The sequence below is a fragment of the Phytohabitans rumicis genome, assembly GCF_011764445.1.
GTDB classification, from domain to species: domain Bacteria; phylum Actinomycetota; class Actinomycetes; order Mycobacteriales; family Micromonosporaceae; genus Phytohabitans; species Phytohabitans rumicis.
The window spans coordinates 2,805,243-2,824,162 of the sequence record NZ_BLPG01000001.1; the positions used below are offsets into that span (position 1 = coordinate 2,805,243).

Annotated in this window: 20 protein-coding genes and 4 pseudogenes; 8 read left to right on the top strand and 16 right to left on the bottom strand. The window is 72.4% G+C overall.

Annotated features, from left to right (window positions below; genetic code table 11):
- Window positions 1-4: 4 nt before the first annotated feature.
- The gene (locus Prum_RS51300) at window positions 5-499 is read right to left on the bottom strand and encodes a substrate-binding domain-containing protein (protein ID WP_308785351.1); all 495 of its coding nucleotides are present in this window, start codon (window positions 497-499) and stop codon (window positions 5-7) included.
- A 368-nt stretch (window positions 500-867) separates the two neighbouring features.
- Window positions 868-960 (bottom strand): annotated as a pseudogene (locus tag Prum_RS51305) (hypothetical protein); the annotation flags it as partial.
- A gap of 244 nt (window positions 961-1,204) precedes the next feature.
- Between Prum_RS51305 and Prum_RS12115 the strand changes: the two are divergent.
- Both Prum_RS12115 and Prum_RS51310 read left to right on the top strand, forming a co-directional pair.
- Window positions 1,205-2,533 (top strand): glycogen debranching N-terminal domain-containing protein, encoded by a 1,329-nt coding sequence (locus tag Prum_RS12115; protein WP_246277834.1) that lies wholly within the window; start codon window positions 1,205-1,207, stop codon window positions 2,531-2,533.
- Between the two features lie 20 nt (window positions 2,534-2,553).
- On the top strand, window positions 2,554-3,042 hold the full coding sequence (locus Prum_RS51310; RefSeq protein WP_246277835.1) for a glucosidase family protein: 489 nt from the start codon (window positions 2,554-2,556) through the stop codon (window positions 3,040-3,042).
- 58 nt (window positions 3,043-3,100) lie between these two features.
- On the opposite strand, the pseudogene dapB reads toward Prum_RS51310, so the two are convergent.
- Window positions 3,101-3,804: pseudogene (gene dapB / locus Prum_RS12120) on the bottom strand (4-hydroxy-tetrahydrodipicolinate reductase).
- A 189-nt stretch (window positions 3,805-3,993) separates the two neighbouring features.
- On the opposite strand from dapB, the pseudogene Prum_RS55030 reads away from it, so the two are divergent.
- Window positions 3,994-4,305: pseudogene (locus Prum_RS55030) on the top strand (hypothetical protein); the annotation flags it as partial.
- Complete coding sequence (locus Prum_RS12125) at window positions 4,227-4,808, top strand: acetylxylan esterase (protein ID WP_173076496.1); 582 nt, start codon at window positions 4,227-4,229, stop codon at window positions 4,806-4,808. The pseudogene Prum_RS55030 and the gene Prum_RS12125, both read left to right, overlap by 79 nt.
- Window positions 4,809-4,868: 60 nt before the next feature.
- Here the strand turns inward: Prum_RS12125 and Prum_RS12130 are convergent, their stop codons facing one another.
- The 4 genes from Prum_RS12130 to Prum_RS12145 form a co-directional block, all read right to left on the bottom strand.
- A complete protein-coding gene (locus Prum_RS12130) occupies window positions 4,869-6,122 on the bottom strand; it encodes a M16 family metallopeptidase (RefSeq protein WP_173076498.1) in 1,254 nt (417 codons plus the stop codon).
- Complete coding sequence (locus Prum_RS12135; protein ID WP_173076500.1) at window positions 6,122-8,488, bottom strand: polyribonucleotide nucleotidyltransferase; 2,367 nt, start codon at window positions 8,486-8,488, stop codon at window positions 6,122-6,124. The genes Prum_RS12130 and Prum_RS12135 overlap by 1 nt, the downstream gene beginning before the upstream one ends.
- Before the next feature lie 194 nt (window positions 8,489-8,682).
- Complete coding sequence (gene rpsO, locus Prum_RS12140) at window positions 8,683-8,952, bottom strand: 30S ribosomal protein S15 (RefSeq protein WP_173076502.1); 270 nt, start codon at window positions 8,950-8,952, stop codon at window positions 8,683-8,685.
- A 112-nt stretch (window positions 8,953-9,064) separates the two neighbouring features.
- On the bottom strand, window positions 9,065-9,991 hold the full coding sequence (locus Prum_RS12145; protein ID WP_173076504.1) for a bifunctional riboflavin kinase/FAD synthetase: 927 nt from the start codon (window positions 9,989-9,991) through the stop codon (window positions 9,065-9,067).
- A gap of 83 nt (window positions 9,992-10,074) precedes the next feature.
- Between Prum_RS12145 and Prum_RS12150 the strand changes: the two genes are divergently transcribed.
- Genes Prum_RS12150 through Prum_RS12160 form a run of 3 tightly spaced genes read left to right on the top strand, consistent with a single transcriptional unit; the run spans window position 10,075 to window position 12,568 of the window.
- A complete protein-coding gene (locus tag Prum_RS12150; protein ID WP_173076506.1) occupies window positions 10,075-10,845 on the top strand; it encodes an NACHT N-terminal Helical domain 1-containing protein in 771 nt (256 codons plus the stop codon).
- Window positions 10,846-10,853: 8 nt separating this feature from the next.
- Window positions 10,854-11,663 carry an NACHT domain-containing protein gene (locus Prum_RS12155; protein ID WP_173076508.1) on the top strand — a complete coding sequence of 270 codons (810 nt, stop codon included), beginning with the start codon at window positions 10,854-10,856 and terminating at the stop codon, window positions 11,661-11,663.
- A complete protein-coding gene (locus Prum_RS12160; protein WP_173076510.1) occupies window positions 11,654-12,568 on the top strand; it encodes a hypothetical protein in 915 nt (304 codons plus the stop codon). The genes Prum_RS12155 and Prum_RS12160 overlap by 10 nt, the downstream gene beginning before the upstream one ends.
- Here Prum_RS12160 and truB read toward each other — a convergent pair.
- Complete coding sequence (truB, locus tag Prum_RS53730) at window positions 12,558-13,439, bottom strand: tRNA pseudouridine(55) synthase TruB (protein WP_173076512.1); 882 nt, start codon at window positions 13,437-13,439, stop codon at window positions 12,558-12,560. The genes Prum_RS12160 and truB overlap by 11 nt on opposite strands.
- A 143-nt stretch (window positions 13,440-13,582) precedes the next feature.
- Here truB and Prum_RS12170 point away from each other — a divergent pair, with 143 nt between their 5' ends.
- A complete protein-coding gene (locus tag Prum_RS12170; RefSeq protein ID WP_173076514.1) occupies window positions 13,583-14,515 on the top strand; it encodes a DUF559 domain-containing protein in 933 nt (310 codons plus the stop codon).
- A gap of 52 nt (window positions 14,516-14,567) precedes the next feature.
- Here Prum_RS12170 and Prum_RS12175 read toward each other — a convergent pair whose 3' ends face one another.
- The 8 genes and pseudogenes from Prum_RS12175 to Prum_RS12210 all read right to left on the bottom strand — a co-directional run bounded on the left by Prum_RS12175 (window position 14,568) and on the right by Prum_RS12210 (window position 18,915).
- Window positions 14,568-15,854, bottom strand: coding sequence for an MATE family efflux transporter (locus Prum_RS12175; protein ID WP_173083679.1), 1,287 nt, complete (start codon window positions 15,852-15,854; stop codon window positions 14,568-14,570).
- Window positions 15,855-15,865: 11 nt separating this feature from the next.
- Window positions 15,866-16,099, bottom strand: a complete 234-nt coding sequence (locus Prum_RS12180) for a hypothetical protein (protein ID WP_173072736.1) — start codon at window positions 16,097-16,099, stop codon at window positions 15,866-15,868.
- Window positions 16,100-16,154: 55 nt separating this feature from the next.
- Window positions 16,155-16,349 (bottom strand): DUF6186 family protein, encoded by a 195-nt coding sequence (locus Prum_RS12185; RefSeq protein WP_173076516.1) that lies wholly within the window; start codon window positions 16,347-16,349, stop codon window positions 16,155-16,157.
- Window positions 16,346-16,699 carry a hypothetical protein gene (locus Prum_RS12190; RefSeq protein WP_173076518.1) on the bottom strand — a complete coding sequence of 118 codons (354 nt, stop codon included), beginning with the start codon at window positions 16,697-16,699 and terminating at the stop codon, window positions 16,346-16,348. Before Prum_RS12190 ends, Prum_RS12185 begins: the two co-directional genes overlap by 4 nt.
- A pseudogene (locus Prum_RS12195) lies at window positions 16,696-17,735 on the bottom strand (DHH family phosphoesterase). The gene Prum_RS12190 and the pseudogene Prum_RS12195 overlap by 4 nt, the downstream one beginning before the upstream one ends.
- Window positions 17,732-18,163, bottom strand: a complete 432-nt coding sequence (gene rbfA, locus Prum_RS12200; RefSeq protein WP_173076520.1) for a 30S ribosome-binding factor RbfA — start codon at window positions 18,161-18,163, stop codon at window positions 17,732-17,734. The pseudogene Prum_RS12195 and the gene rbfA overlap by 4 nt, the downstream one beginning before the upstream one ends.
- 57 nt (window positions 18,164-18,220) lie before the next feature.
- A complete protein-coding gene (locus Prum_RS12205) occupies window positions 18,221-18,514 on the bottom strand; it encodes a DUF503 domain-containing protein (RefSeq protein WP_173076521.1) in 294 nt (97 codons plus the stop codon).
- Between the two features lie 11 nt (window positions 18,515-18,525).
- Window positions 18,526-18,915, bottom strand: coding sequence for a hypothetical protein (locus Prum_RS12210; RefSeq protein ID WP_173076523.1), 390 nt, complete (start codon window positions 18,913-18,915; stop codon window positions 18,526-18,528).
- Between the last annotated feature and the right edge of the window lie 5 nt (window positions 18,916-18,920).

The following is an 18,920-nucleotide window of genomic DNA, read 5'->3' on the forward strand; positions in this document are numbered from 1 at the left end:
CGGATCACGAGGGAGGGTTGGAGGAGTACGGGTTCCGGCGCGGCACCCCGTCCAGCACGCCGGCGAGGAGGGCGACGCAGCGGGCGGCGGCCTCGGCGAGCGGCTGCGCCACGCTGGTGAGGCCGAGCACGCGGGCGACCGGGGTGTCGTCGAAGCCGGTGACGGCTACGCCGGTGTCGCGTACGGCGGCGACGGCGCCCACGGCCAGGGAGTCGCTCGCGCAGACCAGGGCGGTCGGCGGCTCCGGGAGGCGGAGCAGGTCGCGGGCGGCCGCCTCACCCTCGGCCACACCGTCCACCGTGGAGCGATCCAGCTCCGCGCAGGCCGGCCCGGCGGTGGTGGCCCAGCCGGAGCGCCGGGCGTCACCGACGCCCGACCCGGCCGGCCATCCGATGAAGCCGATCCGCTCGTGCCCGGTGTCGCGCAGGCGGCGGGTCGCGGCGGCGGTGCCGGCCGCGTTGTCCACGTCCACCCACGGATGGCTGGCGGGCGCCCCCACGGTTGGCCGAACGTCACGAACGGCACGCCCCGCTCGGCCAGCCAGGACGTGCGCACGTCGCCGTGGTGCGTGCTGGTCAGCACGAACGCGTCCAGGTCGTACGCGGCGAGCAGGTCGTCGTACGTGGCGATCTCGGCCGTGTCGTCGGCCGCGGCGTAGAGCAGGACCCGGTAGCCCGCCGGGGCGGCCGCCTCGGTCAGCCCGTGCAGGAAGCGGTCGAGCACCGTGCCGTTGATCCCGTCCCGGGTGGGCTCGATCCGCACGGCAAGCAGCCGGGACCGGCCGGTGCGCATCTGCCGGGCCGCCTGGTTGGCCCGGTAGCCGAGGGCGGTGATCGCCTCCCGCACCCGGGCCTGGGTCTCCTCGCGGACCAGGTGCGGGGTGTTCAGCACGTTCGACACGGTCTGCCGGGACACCCGAGCGTGCTCGGCCACCGTGGCGATCGTCACCTTTTCTACCATTCACTCCGTCCAAGGTCTTGAACGTTCAAAACGGCGTAGTGCATGATTGGATCGTTCAAGTTTCGGGGTTGTTTCGCACTTTGCTCTGCGCGCGCCGATCTGTCAAGACTCTGATCAGGAGGACCCCGCCCGTGCCGGACCGCAAGCTGCAACCGCTGCTGCACGACCTCGTCACCACGACGTCGGCGCCGACGACCGCGCTCAGCGGGCCGGACGGGCAGATCGGGGCACTGGCGTCCAGGGCGTGTTCCATGCCGACGCCCGCGCGCTCGCGCGGGCGTCGCTGCTGGTCGACGGCCGCGAGCCGGAGCCCATCGGGTACGCGCCGGCGGGGCCGGGCGCCGACCGCTTCGTCTCCGTCGTGCGGTGGCTCGGCGACCCCATCCCCGACCCCACCGTCCGCGTCGACCGGCTCCGCCGGGTGGTCCCCGGCGGGATGAGCGAGGAGATCGTGGTCAGCTCGACCGCCGACGTGCCGGTCCGGGCCACGGTCACCCTGGAGGTGGCCTGCGACCTGGCGCCGATGGAGGTGGTGAAGTCCGGCGGCTCGGTCCCGCCGGTGTCCCCCGCGGACGCGCTGACCTGGATCGCGCACGGCACGACCGTGCGCGTGACGGGCGACGGCACGGCCTCCGGCAGCGGCCTGCTCTGGGACGTCGACCTGCCCACCCGCGGCAGTGCCACGCTGCGCTGGCAGGTGCGGGTGGACGACACCCGGGCCGCGGTCGCCGCGCCGAGCGGGCCGATCGAGTGGTCCCGCCCGGAGGTGACCGCCGACGACCACCGGCTGGTCCGGCTGCTGGACCGGTCCCTCGACGACCTCGCCACGCTGCGGCTCGCCGAGCAGGGCGACACCTTCCTCGCGGCCGGCGTGCCCTGGTACCTCACGCTCTTCGGCCGGGACAGCATCTGGGCCGCCCGCATGCTCCTGCCGCTCGGCACCGGCCTGGCCGCCGGCACGCTGCGGGTGCTCGCCCGCCGGCAGGGACGGCGGGTGGACGCGCACACCGGCGAGGAGCCCGGCAAGATCATGCACGAGCTGCGCCGGGACGAGTTCACGAGCCTCCCGCCCGCGTACTACGGGACCGTCGACGCCACTCCGCTGTGGGTCAGCCTGCTGCACGACGCCTGGCGGTGGGGCATGCCGGCGGACGAGGTGGCCGCGCTGCTGCCCGCCCTGGAGGCCGCCCTCGACTGGCTCGGCGGCCACGCCGACTTCCTCCGGTACGTCGACACGACCGGCCGGGGCCTGGCCAACCAGGGCTGGAAGGACTCCGGCGACGCGGTGCGGTTCCGCGACGGTCGCCGCGCCGAGCCGCCGATCGCGCTGGCCGAAGTGCAGGGGTACGCGTACCAGGCGGCCGTGCAGGGCGCCGCGCTGCTGGACGCGTTCGGCCGGCCGGGCGGCGACCGGTGGCGGGAGTACGCCGACGCGCTGGCCGAGCGGTTCCGCGCCGCGTACTGGGTGGACGGCCCGCACGGGCGTACCCGGCACTGGCGCTCGACGGCGGCGGGCGCCCGGTCGACGCGCTCACCAGCAACATCGGGCACCTGCTCGGCACCGGGCTGCTGACGCCCAAGGAGTCCGCCGCGGTGGCCGACGCGCTCGCCCTGCCGGCCATGTCGAGCGGGTTCGGGCTGCGCACGATGTCCACACAGGACGGCGGGTACAGCCCGTTGTCGTACCACTGCGGGTCGATCTGGGCGCACGACACCGCGATCGTGATCGGCGGGCTGGCGCAGGCCGGCTTCGGGGCCGCCGCCGCGCGCCTCGCCGACGGGGTACTCGCCGCCGCCGAGGCGTTCGACTACCGGCTCCCCGAGCTGTACGGCGGGGACTCCCGGGCCGAGGTGGGGCGGCCCGTGGCGTACCCGGCGGCCTGCCGGCCCCAGGCGTGGTCGGCGGCGGCCGCGGTGGCGCTGCTACAGGCGGCGCTGGGCCTCTACCCCGACGTGCCGGGCGGCGGCGTGACGCTGCGCCCCGGCGTGCCGCTGGGCGCGATCACGGCGCGCGGCCTCCGCATCGGAGGCGCCCCGGTGACGGCCACCGTCGACGCGCTCGGCACCACCACCCTCACGTGATCAGGGCGTCCTTCAAGTTGTTATAGCGACTTGAAGGACGCCCTGATCACGGAGGGGGTCAGCCGAGCAGGGGGCCGAGACCGACCGTGAGGCCGGGGCGGGTGAGGACCTCGCGGATGGCCAGCAGCACGCCGGGCATGAACGACGCCCGGTCGTACGAGTCGTGCCGGATGGTCAGCGTCTCCCCGTCGTGCCGAACAGCACCTCCTGGTGGGCGACCAGACCGGCGGCGCGCACGGAGTGCACGCGTACCCCGTCGAGGTCGGCACCGCGGGCGCCGGCCACCTCGTCCTTGGTCGCGTCCGGCATGCCGGCCATGCCGGCGGCCGCGCGGGCCTCGGCCACGACGCGCGCCGTGTGCGCCGACGTGCCGCTCGGCGCGTCGAGCTTGCCCGGGTGGTGCATCTCGATGATCTCGACGGACTCGAAGAACCGGGCGGCCCGGGCGGCGAACTCCATCATCAGCACGGCACCCACCCCGAAGTTGGGCGCGATGATCACGCCGACCTCCGGCTTGTGCGACAGCCAGGTGCGCACCCGCTCCAGCCGCTGCTCGGTGAAGCCGCTGGTGCCGACCACGCAGTTGATGCCCTGGTCGATGCACCAGTGCAGGTGGTCCATGACGACGTCCGGGTTGGTGAAGTCGACGACGACTTCCGCACCGGCGTCCGAGGCGTTGAACAGCCAGTCACCCTGGTCGATCATCGCCACGAGTTCGAGGTCGTCCGCCGTGTCGACGGCCTTGCACACCTCGACGCCCATCCGCCCCCGGGCTCCCAGGACACCGACCCGAATCGGCTCACGCTCATCGCTCACGTGGAGAACTTATCCCACGCCGCCGGATCAGCTGATGACTATCGTGCCGACACGGCCCCACCATAGGGAACGATGGATCTCCCGCCCGAGCCCGCCGACTTCGCCGACTTCTGGCGTACGACGCGGGCGGAGCTGATGCGGGGGCCGCTGCGCTGGCGGATCGAGCGGGAGTACGACGACGCGACTCTCGGCCGCCGGGTCGAGGAGGTCACGTTCGACTCGTCGACCGGGGAGCGGGCGTTCGCCTGGATCACCTATCCGGCGCGCGCACCGATCCGGCGCGGCGTGGTCGTCAGCCACGGCTACCAGGGCCGCCCGGACGGGCCTGACGAGCACGTGCCGGTGCCCGGGGCCGCCAAGATATTTCCGTGCGCGCCGGGACTCCCCCGCAGCCACTCCGCGACCATCCCGGCGAGGGCCGCCGAGCACGTGCTGCACGGCATCCGCGCCCGCGAGACGTACGTGCACCGCTTCTGCGCCGCGGACGTCTGGCGCGCCGCGTCCGTGCTGCTGGAGCGCTTCCCGGGGCGGAACGGCTGGACTACAACGGCGGCAGCTTCGGCGGGGGCATCGGCGCGCTCGCGCTGCCGTGGGACGACCGCTTCACCCGCGCCCACCTGTACGTGCCGAGCTTCGGCCACCATCCGCTCCGGCTCGCCGCGCCCAGCACCGGCAGCGGCGAGGCGGTCCGCCGGCTGCTGGCCCGCGAGCCGCACCTGCGGCCCGTCCTGGACTACTTCGACGCCGCCATCGCCGCGCGCCGCATCCACATTCCGGTGTACGTCAGCGCGGCCCGCCGCGACCCGGCGGTGCTCCCGGACGGCCAGTTCGCCGTCTACGAAGCCTTGGCGGGCCCCAAGCACCTCTACGTCCTGTCGACCGGCCACCCAGCCAACCCCGCCGAACTGTCGGCGCGCGACCGCGACCTGGCACACTTCTTCGCGCACTGATCTTGCAAGGAAGGGCACCTTGTTATGCAAAAAGCGATAACAAGGTGCCCTTCCTTGCAGCTAGACGGGGCCGATGACGGCCAGGGAGGTCGGGCGGGTCAGGAGGTCGGCGGCCAGGGTGTTGACCTCGTCCAGGGTCAGGGCGTCCACCCGCGCGAGCATCTCGTCGACCGTGAGCAGGTTGCCGTAGAGCAGCTCGCCCTTGGCCAGCCGGCTCATCCGGGAGCCGGTGTCCTCCAGGCCCAGGACGTACGAGCCCTTGGCCATGCCCTTGCCGCGGGCCAGCTCCGCCTCGGTGAAGCCCTTCGCGGCGACCGCGGCCAGCTCGGCGCGGGTCAGTTCGAGCACCTCGTCGACCTTGCCCGGCGCGCAGCCGGCGTACACCGCGAAGAGGCCGGTGTCGGCGTACTGGGTGGAGTAGGAGTAGACCGAGTACGCGAGCCCGCGCTTCTCCCGGATCTCCTGGAAGAGCCGGCTCGACATGCCGCCGCCCAGCACGTTGTTGAGCACCCCGAGCGCGAAGCGCCGCTCGTCGGGCCGGTCGATGCCCGGACACCCGAGTACGACGTGCGCCTGCTCGGTGTCCTTGTCGCGTACGACCGTGTCCGGCGACCGGGTGGGCACCACCGACGCGGGCCGCAGCGGCGCGGGTGTCGCGGAGCCCGCGCCGAGCGACCCGGCGATGAGCTCCACCACGGTGTCGTGGTCCAGGTTGCCCGCGGCGGCGATCACGATGGACGGCGCCGTGTAATGCGAGCGGTAGAAGCCCTCGATCTGGTCGCGGGTCATCGGCGAGATCGTCGCCTGGGTGCCGGAGATCAGCCGGCCCAGCGGGTGAGCACCGAAGATGGCCTCGGCGAAGACGTCGTGCACCTCGTCGCCGGGCTCGTCGTCGTGCATGGCGATCTCTTCGAGGATCACGCCCCGCTCGGTCTCCACGTCCGCCGGGTCGAGCACCGAGTTGGCGACCACGTCGCACATCACGTCGATGGCCAGCGGCAGGTCTTCGTCGAGCACCCGCGCGTAGTAGCAGGTGTACTCCTTGGTGGTGAACGCGTTGGTCTCGCCGCCCACCGCCTCGATCTGCGCGGAGATGTCCAGCGCGGACCGCTTTTCGGTGCCCTTAAAGAGCAGGTGCTCCAGGAAGTGCGAGACGCCGGACAGCTCCGCCGCCTCGTCCCGGGAGCCGATGGCCACCCACACGCCGACCGAGACGCTCCGCATCGACGGGATCGCCTCGGTCAGCACCCGAAGGCCCGAAGGCAGCACGGTACGACGTACCGTGCTGCCTCCATCGCGTTGGTCGAGCGCCATTAGCGGCGGTGCCGGCGCCGGCGAGGACCGCCCTCGCTGTCGCCTTCGCCGCCGCCGCCCTCGCGCTCGCCGCGGCTCGGGCCGCGGTCGGCGCCGTCCCGGTCGGCACGGTCGCGCGGACCCCGGTCGCCGCGGTCGCGGGCCGGCGGACGCTCGCCGCCGTCGGCCTCGGCCGGGGCCTCTTCGCCCTCGGCGCGGACCTTGTCCAGGTAGATCTTGCCGCGCTGGTCGATGTCGGCGATCTGGACCTCGACCTTGTCGCCGACGTTGAGGAAGTCCTCGACCCTCTCGACCCGCTTGCCGTTGCCCACCTTGGAGATGTGCAGCAGGCCGTCGCGGCCCGGCAGCAGCGAGATGAACGCGCCGAACGCGGCCGTCTTCACTACCGTGCCGAGGAACTTGTCGCCCACCTTCGGCAGCGTCGGGTTGGCGATCGCGTTGATCCGCTCGACCGCGGCCTCGGCGGACGGGCCGTTGGTCGCGCCGACGTAGATCGTGCCGTCGTCCTCGATGGAGATCTCGGCGCCGGTCTCGTCCTGGATCGCGTTGATCGTCTGGCCCTTCGGCCCGATCACCATGCCGATCTTGTCGACCGGGATCTTCACGGTGGTGACCCGCGGCGCGTACTCGGACATCGTGGCCGGCGCCTCGATGGCCTCCTGCATGACGTCGAGGATCGTGTGCCGCGCCTCGTGGGCCTGCTGCAGCGCGCCGGCCAGCACGTCCGACGGGATGCCGTCGAGCTTGGTGTCCAGCTGCAGCGCGGTGACGAACTCACGGGTGCCGGCGACCTTGAAGTCCATGTCGCCGTACGCGTCCTCGGCGCCGAGGATGTCGGTCAGCGTGACGTACTGCGTCTTGCCGTCGACCTCGTCGGAGATGAGGCCCATCGCGATGCCCGCGACCGGCGCCTTGAGCGGCACACCGGCGGACAGCAGCGACATCGTCGAGGCGCAGACCGAGCCCATCGACGTCGAACCGTTGGAGCTGAGGGCCTCGGACACCTGCCGGATCGCGTACGGGAACTCCTCGCGGCTCGGCAGCACCGGGATCAGGGCCCGCTCGGCGAGCGCGCCGTGGCCGATCTCGCGCCGCTTCGGCGCGCCGACCCGGCCGGTCTCACCGGTCGAGTACGGCGGGAAGTTGTAGTTGTGCATGTAGCGCTTGTGCTTTTCCGGCGACAGCGTGTCGAGCTGCTGCTCCATGCGGAGCATGTTGAGCGTGGTCACGCCCAGGATCTGCGTCTCGCCCCGCTCGAACAGCGCCGAGCCGTGCACCCGCGGGAGCACCTGGGTCTCGGCGGTCAGCGGCCGGATGTCGCGCGGGCCACGGCCGTCGATGCGCACCTGGTCGCGCAGCACCCGGACCCGGACCTCGGACTTGACCAGCGACCGGAAGGCTGCGCCGACCTCCTTCTCGCGCCCCTCGAACTGCGGCGCGACCTCTTCGACCGCCTTGTCCTTGACCCGGTCGAGGGCCTCTTCGCGGTCGGCCTTGCCGGCGATCTTCAACGCCTCGGCGACCTCGGCCTTGGCGACGTTGGCAACGGCCGCGTAGACGTCCTCCTGGTACTCCAGGAAGACGGGGAACTCGGCGACCGGCTTGGCCGCGACGGCCGCGATCTCGTCCTGCGCCCGGCACAGCTCGCGGATGGCCGGCTTGGCGGCCTCCAGGCCGCTGGCCACGACCTCCTCGGTCGGGGCGACCGCGCCGGCGGCGACCAGCGCCACCGCGTTCGGCGTCGCCTCGGCCTCGACCATCATGATCGCGACATCGCCGTCGGGCAGGACCCGGCCGGCGACCACCATGTCGAAGGTGGCCCGGGCCAGCTCCTCGTGGGTCGGGAAGGCGATCCACTGGCCGTCGATGTGGGCCATCCGGGTCGCCCCGATCGGGCCGGAGAACGGCAGGCCGGACAGCTTGGTCGACATCGAGGCCGCGTTGATCGCGATCACGTCGTACGGGTGGGCCGGGTCGAGCGCCAGGATCGTCGCGACGACCTGGACCTCGTTGCGCAGGCCCTTGACGAAGCTGGGGCGCAGCGGCCGGTCGGTCAGGCGGCAGGTGAGGATCGCGTCCTCGCTGGGCCGGCCCTCACGACGGAAGAACGAGCCGGGGATGCGGCCCGCGGCGTACATCCGCTCCTCGACGTCGACGGTCAGCGGGAAGAAGTCGAACTGCTCCTTCGGGTGCTTGCTGGCCGTGGTCGCGGAGAGGACAACCGTGTCGCCGAGCTGGACGATCACGGAGCCGGCGGCCTGCTTGGCGAGGCGGCCGGTGGAGAAGGTGATCTCCCGGGTGCCGAAGGACCCGTTGTCGATCACCGCGGTGCTGTGCTGTGCGCCGAGGCTGGTTTGCTCGGTCATGTCAGAGACGTGCTCCTCTTTTGGTCGTGGGGCCACAACCTTGGGGAGCTACTCAGACGGGCCGGTCTTCGATCGAAGCGCCCGGGGGCCGGCCTGTGACCGGCTGCCCGGGGGCCACTACCGAGGACCGGTGCGTCGTCCGCTCCCGGGCCCCTGTGGTGGGTAGGGGAGCGACTCTCGCCGCTCCCCGGGTGTTATCGCCGCAGACCGAGCCGTTCGATGATCGTCCGGTAGCGGCTGATGTCCTTCTTGGCCATGTAGTTCAGCAGGCGACGCCGGCGACCCACCAGCAGCAGCAGACCACGACGGCTGTGGTGGTCGTGCTTGTGCACCTTGAGGTGCTCGGTGAGGTCGGCGATCCGCTTGGTGAGCACCGCGACCTGCACCTCGGGCGACCCGGTGTCACCCTCGACGGTCGCGTACTCTTCCCTGATCTTGGCCTTGGCTTGCTGGTCGAGCGCCATTTTCTCCCTATTTCTGTGGGCTTGTCGCAGTCCCGCCCCGCGGCGTCGTGCAGGCACACGGAACCCAACGTCGTAACACGACGTCCCGGTAACACTACCAGCCCACGCTGATCTAGCCGCCCAGCACCGTCCGCGTCAGCGCGACATCCTGCTTGATTTGGGCGATCAAGGGCTCGACGCCGTCGAACTTGACCTGGCCGCGCAGGTTCTCCACGAACTCCAGTTCGAGCCGCTCGCCGTACAGGTCGTCGTCGAAGTCCAGGATGTGCGCCTCCACCCGGCGATCCTCCCCGGCGAACGTCGGGTTCGTGCCCACCGACGCCGCCGCCGGGAGCCGCTCGCCCCGGCGGATCACCCATCCGGCGTACACGCCGTCGGCCGGGATCGAGGTGTGCGGGCCGGTCAGGTAGTTGGCGGTCGGGAAGCCCAGCGTCCGGCCGCGCTGGTCGCCGCGGACCACCACGCCCTCCACCCGGTGCGGGCGCCCGAGCGCCTCGCCCGCCGCCCGCACGTCACCCGCCGCGACACAGGCACGGATGTACGTCGAGGAGAAGATCGTGCCGCCGCTCGTCACCAGGGCGGAGTCCTCCACCGCGTACCCGAAGGTCCGGCCCAGGCTGCGCAGGAGCGCGCCGTCACCGGCGGCCTTGTGCCCGAACCGGAAGTTGTCCCCCACCACGACCACGGCGGCGTGCAGGTGCTCGACCAGCACGTCGTGCACGAACGCCTCCGGCGGCAGCCGGGAGAAGTCGAGCGTGAACGGCACCACGCACAGCACGTCGACGCCGAGCGCCTCGATCAGCTCTGCCTTGCGCCGCGGCTCGGTCAGTACGGCGGGATGCGTCCCGGGCCGCACCACCTCCGACGGATGCGGGTCGAACGTGACCACCACCGACTTGAGTCCCAGGTCCCGCGCGCGTTCCACCGCATGACCGATGGTCGCCTGGTGTCCCCTGTGGACGCCGTCGAACACGCCGATGGTGACCACCGAGCGACCGAACCCGCTCGGGACCGCCTCGTAGCCCCGCCACCTCTGCATGCTGCCCAGCTTATGTGCAGGCGATCGGTCCCCGTTTGCGAGCCATGTCACAAGATCTTGTCTCGCTGTGCCACCCTCGTCTCGTGCCGGGTCTTGAGGTTGCCGCGATCGCGCTCGGCGCGGCGGTGGCGAAGGCGGCCTGCGGCGTCTGGCTCGGCGATCACAAGCTCGCCTCCTCGGTGGGCGAAAGCGTGATCGACCTGGCCGCCCAGCGGCTGACCTCGGTCCGGGAGCAGCGCCAGTTCCGCCGGGTCTGGGACCAGGCCGCGGAGCTGATCGCCGAACGGGTGGAGCCCCTGGTGGAGCGCGAGTTCCGCGACCTGCCGCCGCACGAGCGGGTGGCCGCGCTCGACGCGGTCCGGGACACCTTCCAGGTGGCCGCCCTCACCGAGGACGACCTGTTCAAGCAGGACCTCGACGCCGGCTACCTCGACCGCTACCTGCGCGCTCAAGATCCCGATCGGGTACGCCGGGCGGGGCTCGCCGACGCCGCGGTCCGCCTCTACGACCTGGTGTTGCGGGAGTGCTCCGCGTACGCCATCGAGGTGGCCCGCACGCTGCCCGGCTCCGGCGCGGCCGGCGTGGCCGAGCTGCTGCGCCGCGACCGCCAGATCCTCGACGACCTCGGTACGGTGCTCGCCCGGCTGCCCGAGCGGCGCGGGGTGGTCGACTTCGAGCGCGACTACCGCCAGCTCGTGGCGAACCGGCTGGATCAGGTGGAGTTCTTCGGCGCCACCCTGTCCGAGTCCAGCCGGCGCTATCCGCTCTCGGTGGCCTACCTGAGCCTGACCGCGAGCACCGCCGCCGCACCGAGGCGGAGCGCGAGGAGGTCACCGAGCAGGAGCAGCGGCTGATCGCCAGGTTGGACAAGCACCGGCACCTGCGCCAGCTGGCCGGGTACCCGCTGCTGTGCGCCCTGCTCTGCGCGCTGCACCGGGACCGGCACGGCCAGCTCCCGGCGAACCGGATGGAGCTGTACGAGGTGGCGCTGCACATGCTGCTGGAGCGCCGCGACCGGGAGCGGCGGATCGCCACCGGGCCGGCGCTCGGCCGCACCGAGCAGACCCTGCTGCTGTGCGACCTGGCGTACCGGCTGATCCGCAACGAGTGGTCGGACGCGCCCCGGGCCGACGTGATCGGCTGGCTGGCCGCGAAGCTGCGCGCCATGCCCCGGGTGACCGCCGATCCGGAGCGGGTCTACCGGGTACTGCTGGAGCGCAGCGGCCTGCTGCGCGAGCAGGTGGAGGGGCGGGTGGACTTCGTGCACCGCTCCTTCCAGGAGTATCTGGCCGCCAAGCAGGCCATCGACGAGGGCGACTACGGCGTGCTGAGATCCCACGCGCACCTGCCGCAGTGGCACGAGGTGGTGGTGATGGCGGCCGGCCACGCGACCGCCACGGGGCGGGAGACGCTGCTGAGCGGGCTGCTCCGCCTCGCCGACACCACCGGCATCCCGCACGAGCAGCGCGACCTGCTGCGCCTGGTGGCGCTCGGCTGCCTGGAGACCTCCCCGGAGCGATCGCCCGAGATGGAGGCTGCGATCCGGAAGGCCACCGCGAAGCTGGTGCCGCCCCGGACCGAGGCGGCCGCGAAGGCGCTCGGGCGGGCCGGCCCGTTCGCGATCGACCTGCTCATGCAGGCCCCGCCCCGACGGAGTACGGCGTGGTACTGATGATCTCCGCGGCCGCCGAGGCGGGCGATCCCGCCGCGCTGCCGCTCCTGGCCCGGTACGGCGCCGACGCCCGCCCCGACGTCGTGAACGCCCTGGTCAAGGCGTGGCCCCGCTTCGACCCGGACGAGTACGCCCAGACCGTGCTGCGCGACTCACCCCTGAATGCCGGCTCCCTGATCGTCGAGGATCGCCGGTTGCTGCCGGCGCTGCGCCACCTGCGGCACCTCACCCGCCTGACGGTGATCCCGCTGCGCCGCCGCGACCCCGTCGACCTGGATTTCGTCCGCGCGCTCCCCGCGCTACGCCAGCTCAGTGCGGCGCGTGTCGCGGATCTGGCTCCCCTGGCCGGACACCCCCTGGAGGACCTCGTTGTCCTTGGATCGGGTGATTGGCCGGTGGACCTGGCGCCGCTCGGGACCCTGCCGCGCCTCGACCGCGTCGGCCTGCGCTGCGACGTGATCAACGGAGAAGTGCTCCCCGGGCTTGCCGTGCGGCACTTGAGCATGGAGGCGCTGCGGTTCTACGGCATCGACGCCACCGAGTGGCCGGCGTTGCGATCGCTGGCGCTTAACGAGGTCTGGAGCCTGGCACCACTGCCTGCGATCAGGCTCCCCAGGGTCATGCATCTCATGCTGAACCTCAGCGACCCGCACGCGATCGACGCCCTGCCGGACGCGCCCGCCCTCCAGCGCCTCGGTCTCTTCGCGACGGGTGATCCGCCCGACCTGTCCCTGCTGCGCGACGCCGCAGTACCCAAGATCATGATTCGCTACAACGGTAGGGGCCCGCTCGACCTGCGTCCGCTGGCCGGGCGCGCGGGCGTGGAGGTGGAGGTGCCCGGCGGCGTGGAGGTGCTCGGCGAGAGCGGCGAGGTGCGCCGCTTCCTGAGCGGCGTCAACCCGTGAAGACGACCTCCGGGCGGGCTCGGCCGTCGCGCTCCCGCACGACCGCCAGCAGCCCGCCGTCCGGAGCGAAGACCGCGTAGGGACCCGCAAGACCCGCCTCCGCGAGCGGCCCACCGTGCGACAACACCTTCGCCTCGTCGGACGACGCCTCGCGGGCGGCGAAGAACCGCCGGGCCGCCGCCGCCAGCGGCAGGTTGACCACGTCGGGGGCGACCTTCTCCAACTCCTCCAGCGTCGACGCCTCGGCCAGGGTGAAACCGCCCACCGCCGTACGCCGCAGCGCGGTCAGGTGCCCGCCCACGCCCAGCCCGGCGCCGAGGTCCCGGGCGATCGCCCGCACGTACGTCCCGGACGAGCACTCCACCTGTACGTCCACGTCGACCAGGTCGGCAGTGGGGCGCCGGATCGCCAGCAGGTCCAGCCGGGAGATCGTCACCGGGCGGGCGGCGAGGGCCACCTGCTCGCCCTCGCGTACCCGCTTGTAGGCGCGCTTGCCGTCGATCTTGATAGCGCTCACCGCGGACGGCACCTGCTGGATGTCGCCGGTGAGGGCGGCAAGCCCGGCACCGATCGCCTCGTCGGTGACGTGCCCGGCGGGCGCGGTGGCGACCACATCACCCTCGGCGTCGTCGGTGATCGTGCTCTGCCCCAACCGGATCGTCGCCGCATAGCCCTTGGCCGAGCCGATCACGTACGTCAAGAGCCTGGTCCCTCTGCCCACACCGATAACCAGGACGCCGGTCGCCATCGGGTCGAGCGTGCCGCCATGCCCGACCCGCCGGGTACGCGCCAACCGCCGTACCCGCGCCACCACGTCGTGCGACGTCATCCCGCCCGGCTTGTCCACCACAACGAGCCCGTCTGTACTCACGCCGCCAGCCTGCCAGACGCCGGGTCCCCCAAAACGACCGCCTCATGGCACCCTCGACCGCATGCCCAACGCAGATATCAGTCAGATCTTGGTACAAAATCGTCGCCCTGACCACGATTTCGTACCAAGATCCGACTGATGTGATGCCGCTGCCGTCGGATGAGGCGGACGAGTTGACCTGGCTGCTGTTCCGGCAGGACAGCGTGGTGTCGTGGGCGCAGGCGCGAAGGTTCCTGACCGAGGCCGCTATCCGGCACCGCCTCGCCTCCGGCCGGTGGCGCCGGGTGCACCGAAAGGTGTACGTCACGCACAGCGGTCCGGTCGGCCCGGAGCAGCAGCAGTGGATCGCCGTGCTGGCAGCGGGCGACGGCGCGGTCATCGCCGGCGGTACGGCGCTGGACGGTTACGGCCTGCACCGCTACGCCGGCCCCGGCATCCATGTGCTGTTGCCCGCTGATCGGCAGGCCCGCACCGTCCCACGCGGTGTGGTCGTGCACCGGACCACCGTGCTGCCCGCCGAAGACGTCCACGCGATGGCCGCGCCGCCGCGCACGATGCCGCCGCGGTCGGTGGTCGACGCCGCCGCGTGGGCCGGATCCGACGACGCGGCCTGCGCGATCGTCGCCGCGGCGTTCGGCCGGCATCTGGTCACCGTCGAGGAGATCACAGCGGTCCTCGACCGGCTGCCCCGCGCCCGCCGGCGAGCCGTGATCGCGGCTACCGCCTTGGACGCCGCGGGCGGATCCCATTCGCTGGCCGAGTTGGACTACCTCCGGCTGGGCCGCCGGTACGGACTGCCCGAACCCAGCCGGCAGGTGGTCCGCCGTGACGCGAGCGGTAAGCGCCGCTACCTGGACGTCTACTACGAACAGTGGGGCGTCCACGTCGAGATCGACGGCGCCCAACACAACGACCCCCGCCATCAGTGGGCCGACATGAGGCGCCAGAACGAACTCTGGATCAAAGGCGACCGTGTCCTGCGCTTCCCCGCCCACCTGGCCCGACACCGCCCCGCCGAACTCTTCGCCCAGGTCCGCGCCGCCCTGATTGCCGCCGGTTGGCAGCCTCCCCGCTAGATCTTGGTACGCCACCGCTGCCCCAGCCAAGATTGCGTACCAAGATCTAGAGCTAGCGGACGGCGCCTACCACGGCCCAGGCGCCGGTGCGCATGCGGAGGAGCAGGGTGGCCAAGCGTAGGACGATGAAGAGCGCCAGCCCGGCCCAGATGCCGCCCAGCCCGGCGTCCACCGCGTACGCCAGCCAGATCGCGGGCAGGAACCCGCCCACCGCCGCCACGATCGTCGCGTTGCGCAGGTAGCGGGCGTCGCCGGCGCCGATGAGCACGCCGTCGAGGGCGTACACGACGCCGGCCAGCGGCAGCAGGCTCACGAACCACGGCCACGCCACCATGGCCTGCTCGACCACGACGGGATCGCTCGTGAACCAGCCCGGCACCACGCCCGCCCCGGCGCCGATGAGCACCGCGAACCCGGCCCCGCACACCCCGCCGAGCAGCGCGATGCGCCGCCCCAGTTCACGCGCCTCGCCGTCGTGGCCGGCCCCGAGGGCGGCGCCCACCAGGGACTGTGCCGCGATCGCCACCGCGTCCAGGGCCAGCGCGCAGAAGTACCACAGCTGGATGGCGATCTGGTGGGCGGCGACCACCGCGTCGCCGAAGCGGGCCGCGACCGCCGTCGCGGACAGGAAGCTGGCCTGGAACGCGGCACCTCGGATCAGCAGGTCGCGCCCGAGCACGAGCTGCTGGCCGATCACCGACGGGTGCGGCCGCAGCGACACGCGCTCGGCCACCAGGGCCCACGCGAAGAGGCCGCCGGACGCGGTCTGGGCCACCACGTTCGCCACCGCCGAGCCGGTCAGGCCGAACCCCAGCGGGTACACCAGAAGCGGACAGAGCACGGCGGACAGCACGTTGGCGCCCAACACGTAGTACAGCGGGCGCCGGGTGTCCTGGACGCCGCGCATCCAGCCGTTGCCGGCGGCCGCGAGCAGAAGGCCAGGGGCGCCCAGGGCCGCGATCCGCAGCCAGTCCGCGGCCGCGCCGGCCACGTCGGTGTCGCCACCGGCGAGGGTACGCACCAGCGGTCCGGCCGCCACCTGCATGCCGACCGCGAGGGCCAGTCCGGACCCGAACGCGAGCCAGGACGCCTGCACGCCCTCGGCGACGGCGGCCGCGCGGTCGCCCGCGCCGTAGCGGCGGGCGGCTCGCCCGGTCGTCCCGTACGCCATGACGGCGCCGAGCCAGGCGGCGACCGACATGACCGTGCCGCCGATGGCGACCGCGGCGAGCGGGAGGCGGCCGAGATGTCCGACGACCGCCGTGTCCACGAGCACGTAGAGCGGCTCGGCGGCCAGAACGATCAGCGCGGGGAACGCGAGTGCGGCGATCCGGCGCAGGGAGTACGTGCCTACTGGCGGGTGTCCATCGAGGTCTGCAGTGCGCGGCGAGCCTGCTCGCGCGCCTCATCGGTGGTTTCGGGCTTGGGCTTGGCAGCCATGATGTCGGGATCCTCCCAGGGTGTGCGGCGGGCGCCACACATCGGGCAGTTTCGAGATGCACCGGAAACTGCCACGTCCGGGATCGCCGGAGCGACAAGGTGCAGGCCCGGGTCGATCAGACCCTGGAGGCGGTACTCAGCCAAGTTAGCGTTAAGTCAGGTGGGCGCGCTCCCGGTTCCCGCAATACGGACGGGTAAGTCACCGAGCGAGAAAATGCCAACCAACCCACCACCACAACCCGATCAAGACAAGACGCCCCACCGGCACGCGCCAGACCTCGTACGCGAGCAGGCGTACGCACAGGTCGGCCAGCGTGGGGATCCGGGAGCGCCGGGCGGCGATCTCCACGGCGGCGAACAGCACCAGGATCAGCACGAAGGCGAGCGCGATCATCGCCGCACCAGCCACCAGAACGCGGCCAGCCACCCGAAATAGCCCAGCGACCGGCCCACCGCGCCCTCCAGGAGCGGGTCCGCCATCAGCGAGATGGTCAGCGACCCGGTCAGGTACGTCGTCGCCTCCAGCACCGCGAACAGCCCCGCGGGCAGCAGCCACCACGCGGCGGCCCGGTCGAGCGGGGCCATACTTGCTGGCGCTCGCTCCGCTCGCGCCCTGTCCCGCCGGCCCAGCCAGATCAGCAACCCGCCGGTGCCGAGGACGTAGAGGGTGGCCCAGGTCGAGAAGCTCGGCAGCTGGCCGCCCACCAGCGCGAGCGCCGCGAGCAGCGCCGCCCGGCCGATCAAGCCGCCAGCTGGGCCCGGATCGAGGCCACCACGTCGCCCACCGACCCGCGCCCGGTGAAGCCGGCCGCCAACCGGTGCCCGCCGCCGCCAAGCGCCACCGCGACCCGGCTGACGTCGACCGCGCCCTTGCTGCGCATCGACACCGCCCACTCGGCCTCGCCGACCTGCTTGACCACGCAGCTCACGTCGGCCTCGGCGGCGATCCGTACGGAGTCGATGAGCGGCTCCAGCACGTACGGCTGCTGGCCGTACCGGGCGAGGTCGTCGAGCGTCGCGTACGTCCAGACCAGCCCCACCCCGCCGGCGGCCTCCGGCTCGAGTTGGGCGCGCTGGAGCACGTCGCCGTAGAGGCGTACCGCGCCGAAGGGCCGGGTGTCGAAGACCCGGCGGGAAATCTCGCCGGGGCTGATGCCCGCCGCGATCAACCGGGCGGCCATCTCGTGCACCGCCGGCGTGGTCATGTCGAACCGGAACGAGCCGGTGTCGGTGGCCAGCGCGACGTACAGGCACTCGGCGATCTCCGGATCGAGCGCCACGCCGAGCCGCGCGAGCAGGCCCTCGGCGACCACGGACGTGGCGGCCGCGCCCGGGTCGACCAGGTGGATCCCGCCGAACCGCGTGTTGGACGCATGGTGGTCAAGCACGATCGCGGCGCCGGCCGTGTCGAGCCGGTCGACCAGGTCACCCAGCCGCGAGGCGCTGGCCGCGTCGAAGCAGAGCAGCACGTCCGGGGCCGGGAACACCGCCGCGGCCGGCACCAGCAGGTCGAGGCCGGGCAGCCAGCGGAACGGCTCGGGCACGACCGGCGGCGAGCCGGCCCCGGGAACGTCGCCTGCAGGTTGTGGAACCCGAGCCGGCGCAGCCCCAGCGCGACGCCCAGCATGCTGCCGAGCGCGTCACCGTCCGGGTTGACGTGGCAGACCAGCAGCACCTGCGCGTCCTGAGGCAGGGCCCGGACGGCTCCGACGGCCGCCTCCCACTCGTCCGGGGAGGGCACGGACGTGTCCGGCGCGGGCGCCTCGGCGAGGGCCGTCACTGCTCTTCCTCGTCCTTCTCGACGTAGGGGTTGGCGTCCCCCGCGTAGGCGGCGCCGGCCGCCATCCGCTGCACCTCCGCGTCCGCCGAGCGGGCCTTCTCCAGCAGATCGTCGATGTGCTTCACGTTCTCCTGCACGTCGTCGTGGATGAACGTCAGCGTCGGCGAGTGCCGCAGCCCGAGCGCCTTGCCCACCGTGCTGCGCAGCATCCCCTTGGCGCTGTCGAGCGCGGCGGCGGTGCCCGCCTGGGCGGCGGCGTCACCGAGCACGGTGTAGAAGACCGTGGCGTCGCGCAGGTCGGCGGTGATCCGCGCGTCGGTAATCGTGATCATGCCAAGCCGGGGGTCCTTGATCTGGGTACGCACCACCGAAGCGACCAACTCCCGCACGCGTTCCGCGTGCCGGCGTACCTTGGCCGGGTCCGTCATCTCGCCACCTCCGAGGCATCCTGCACCCCTGAACACTACCTGTGTGAGCTGGACGGATCAGTCCTCGTCCCCGCGTAGCCGCCGCCTCACGGACAGCAGTTCGATCTCGGGCCGGCCGGCCATCAGGCGCTCGCAGGAATCCAGCACGTCGCCGACGTGACCGGCCTCCGCGGCCACCACCGCGACCCCGATCTCGGCACGCCCGTGCCGGTCCAGCGCCCCCACCTCGGCCGCCGACACCTCGAACTTGCGCAACGCCGCCACGATCGGCCGCACGTACGACCGCTTCGCCTTCAGGGACCGGGAGTCACCCGGGAGCAGCACATCAAAGACCGCCGTACCTGTGTACACGGCGATTGAGGCTACGCGACGGCGGACCGCCCCGCGACGATGATTGGCGACGGCTCCTCGGGGATCGGCGCGGCGCCCGCGCCCAGCGTTGGGAGGGGCCGGCGCGGCTTCCCGGCCCCGGCGCTGCCACCCCGGCCGGGGTAGACGTACAGCCCGTTGACCGGGTCCGGGACGGCGTCCAGGGCGGCCCGCACACCGGGCAGGTCACGGAAGCGCTGCCAGTCGTCCGGCTGCTTGAACGCGATCTCCAGAACCAGGCCCCACGGCCGCTCCACCCAGTTCCAGTCGCGGGAACCGTGGGTGGCCGCCATCTCGAAGAGCGCCTCGCCGTGCGCGTCGCGCCAGCGCTCGGCCGAGAACTCGCCGTCCCGCACCTCGATCGACCACCAGTGCCGCGCCATGGCAA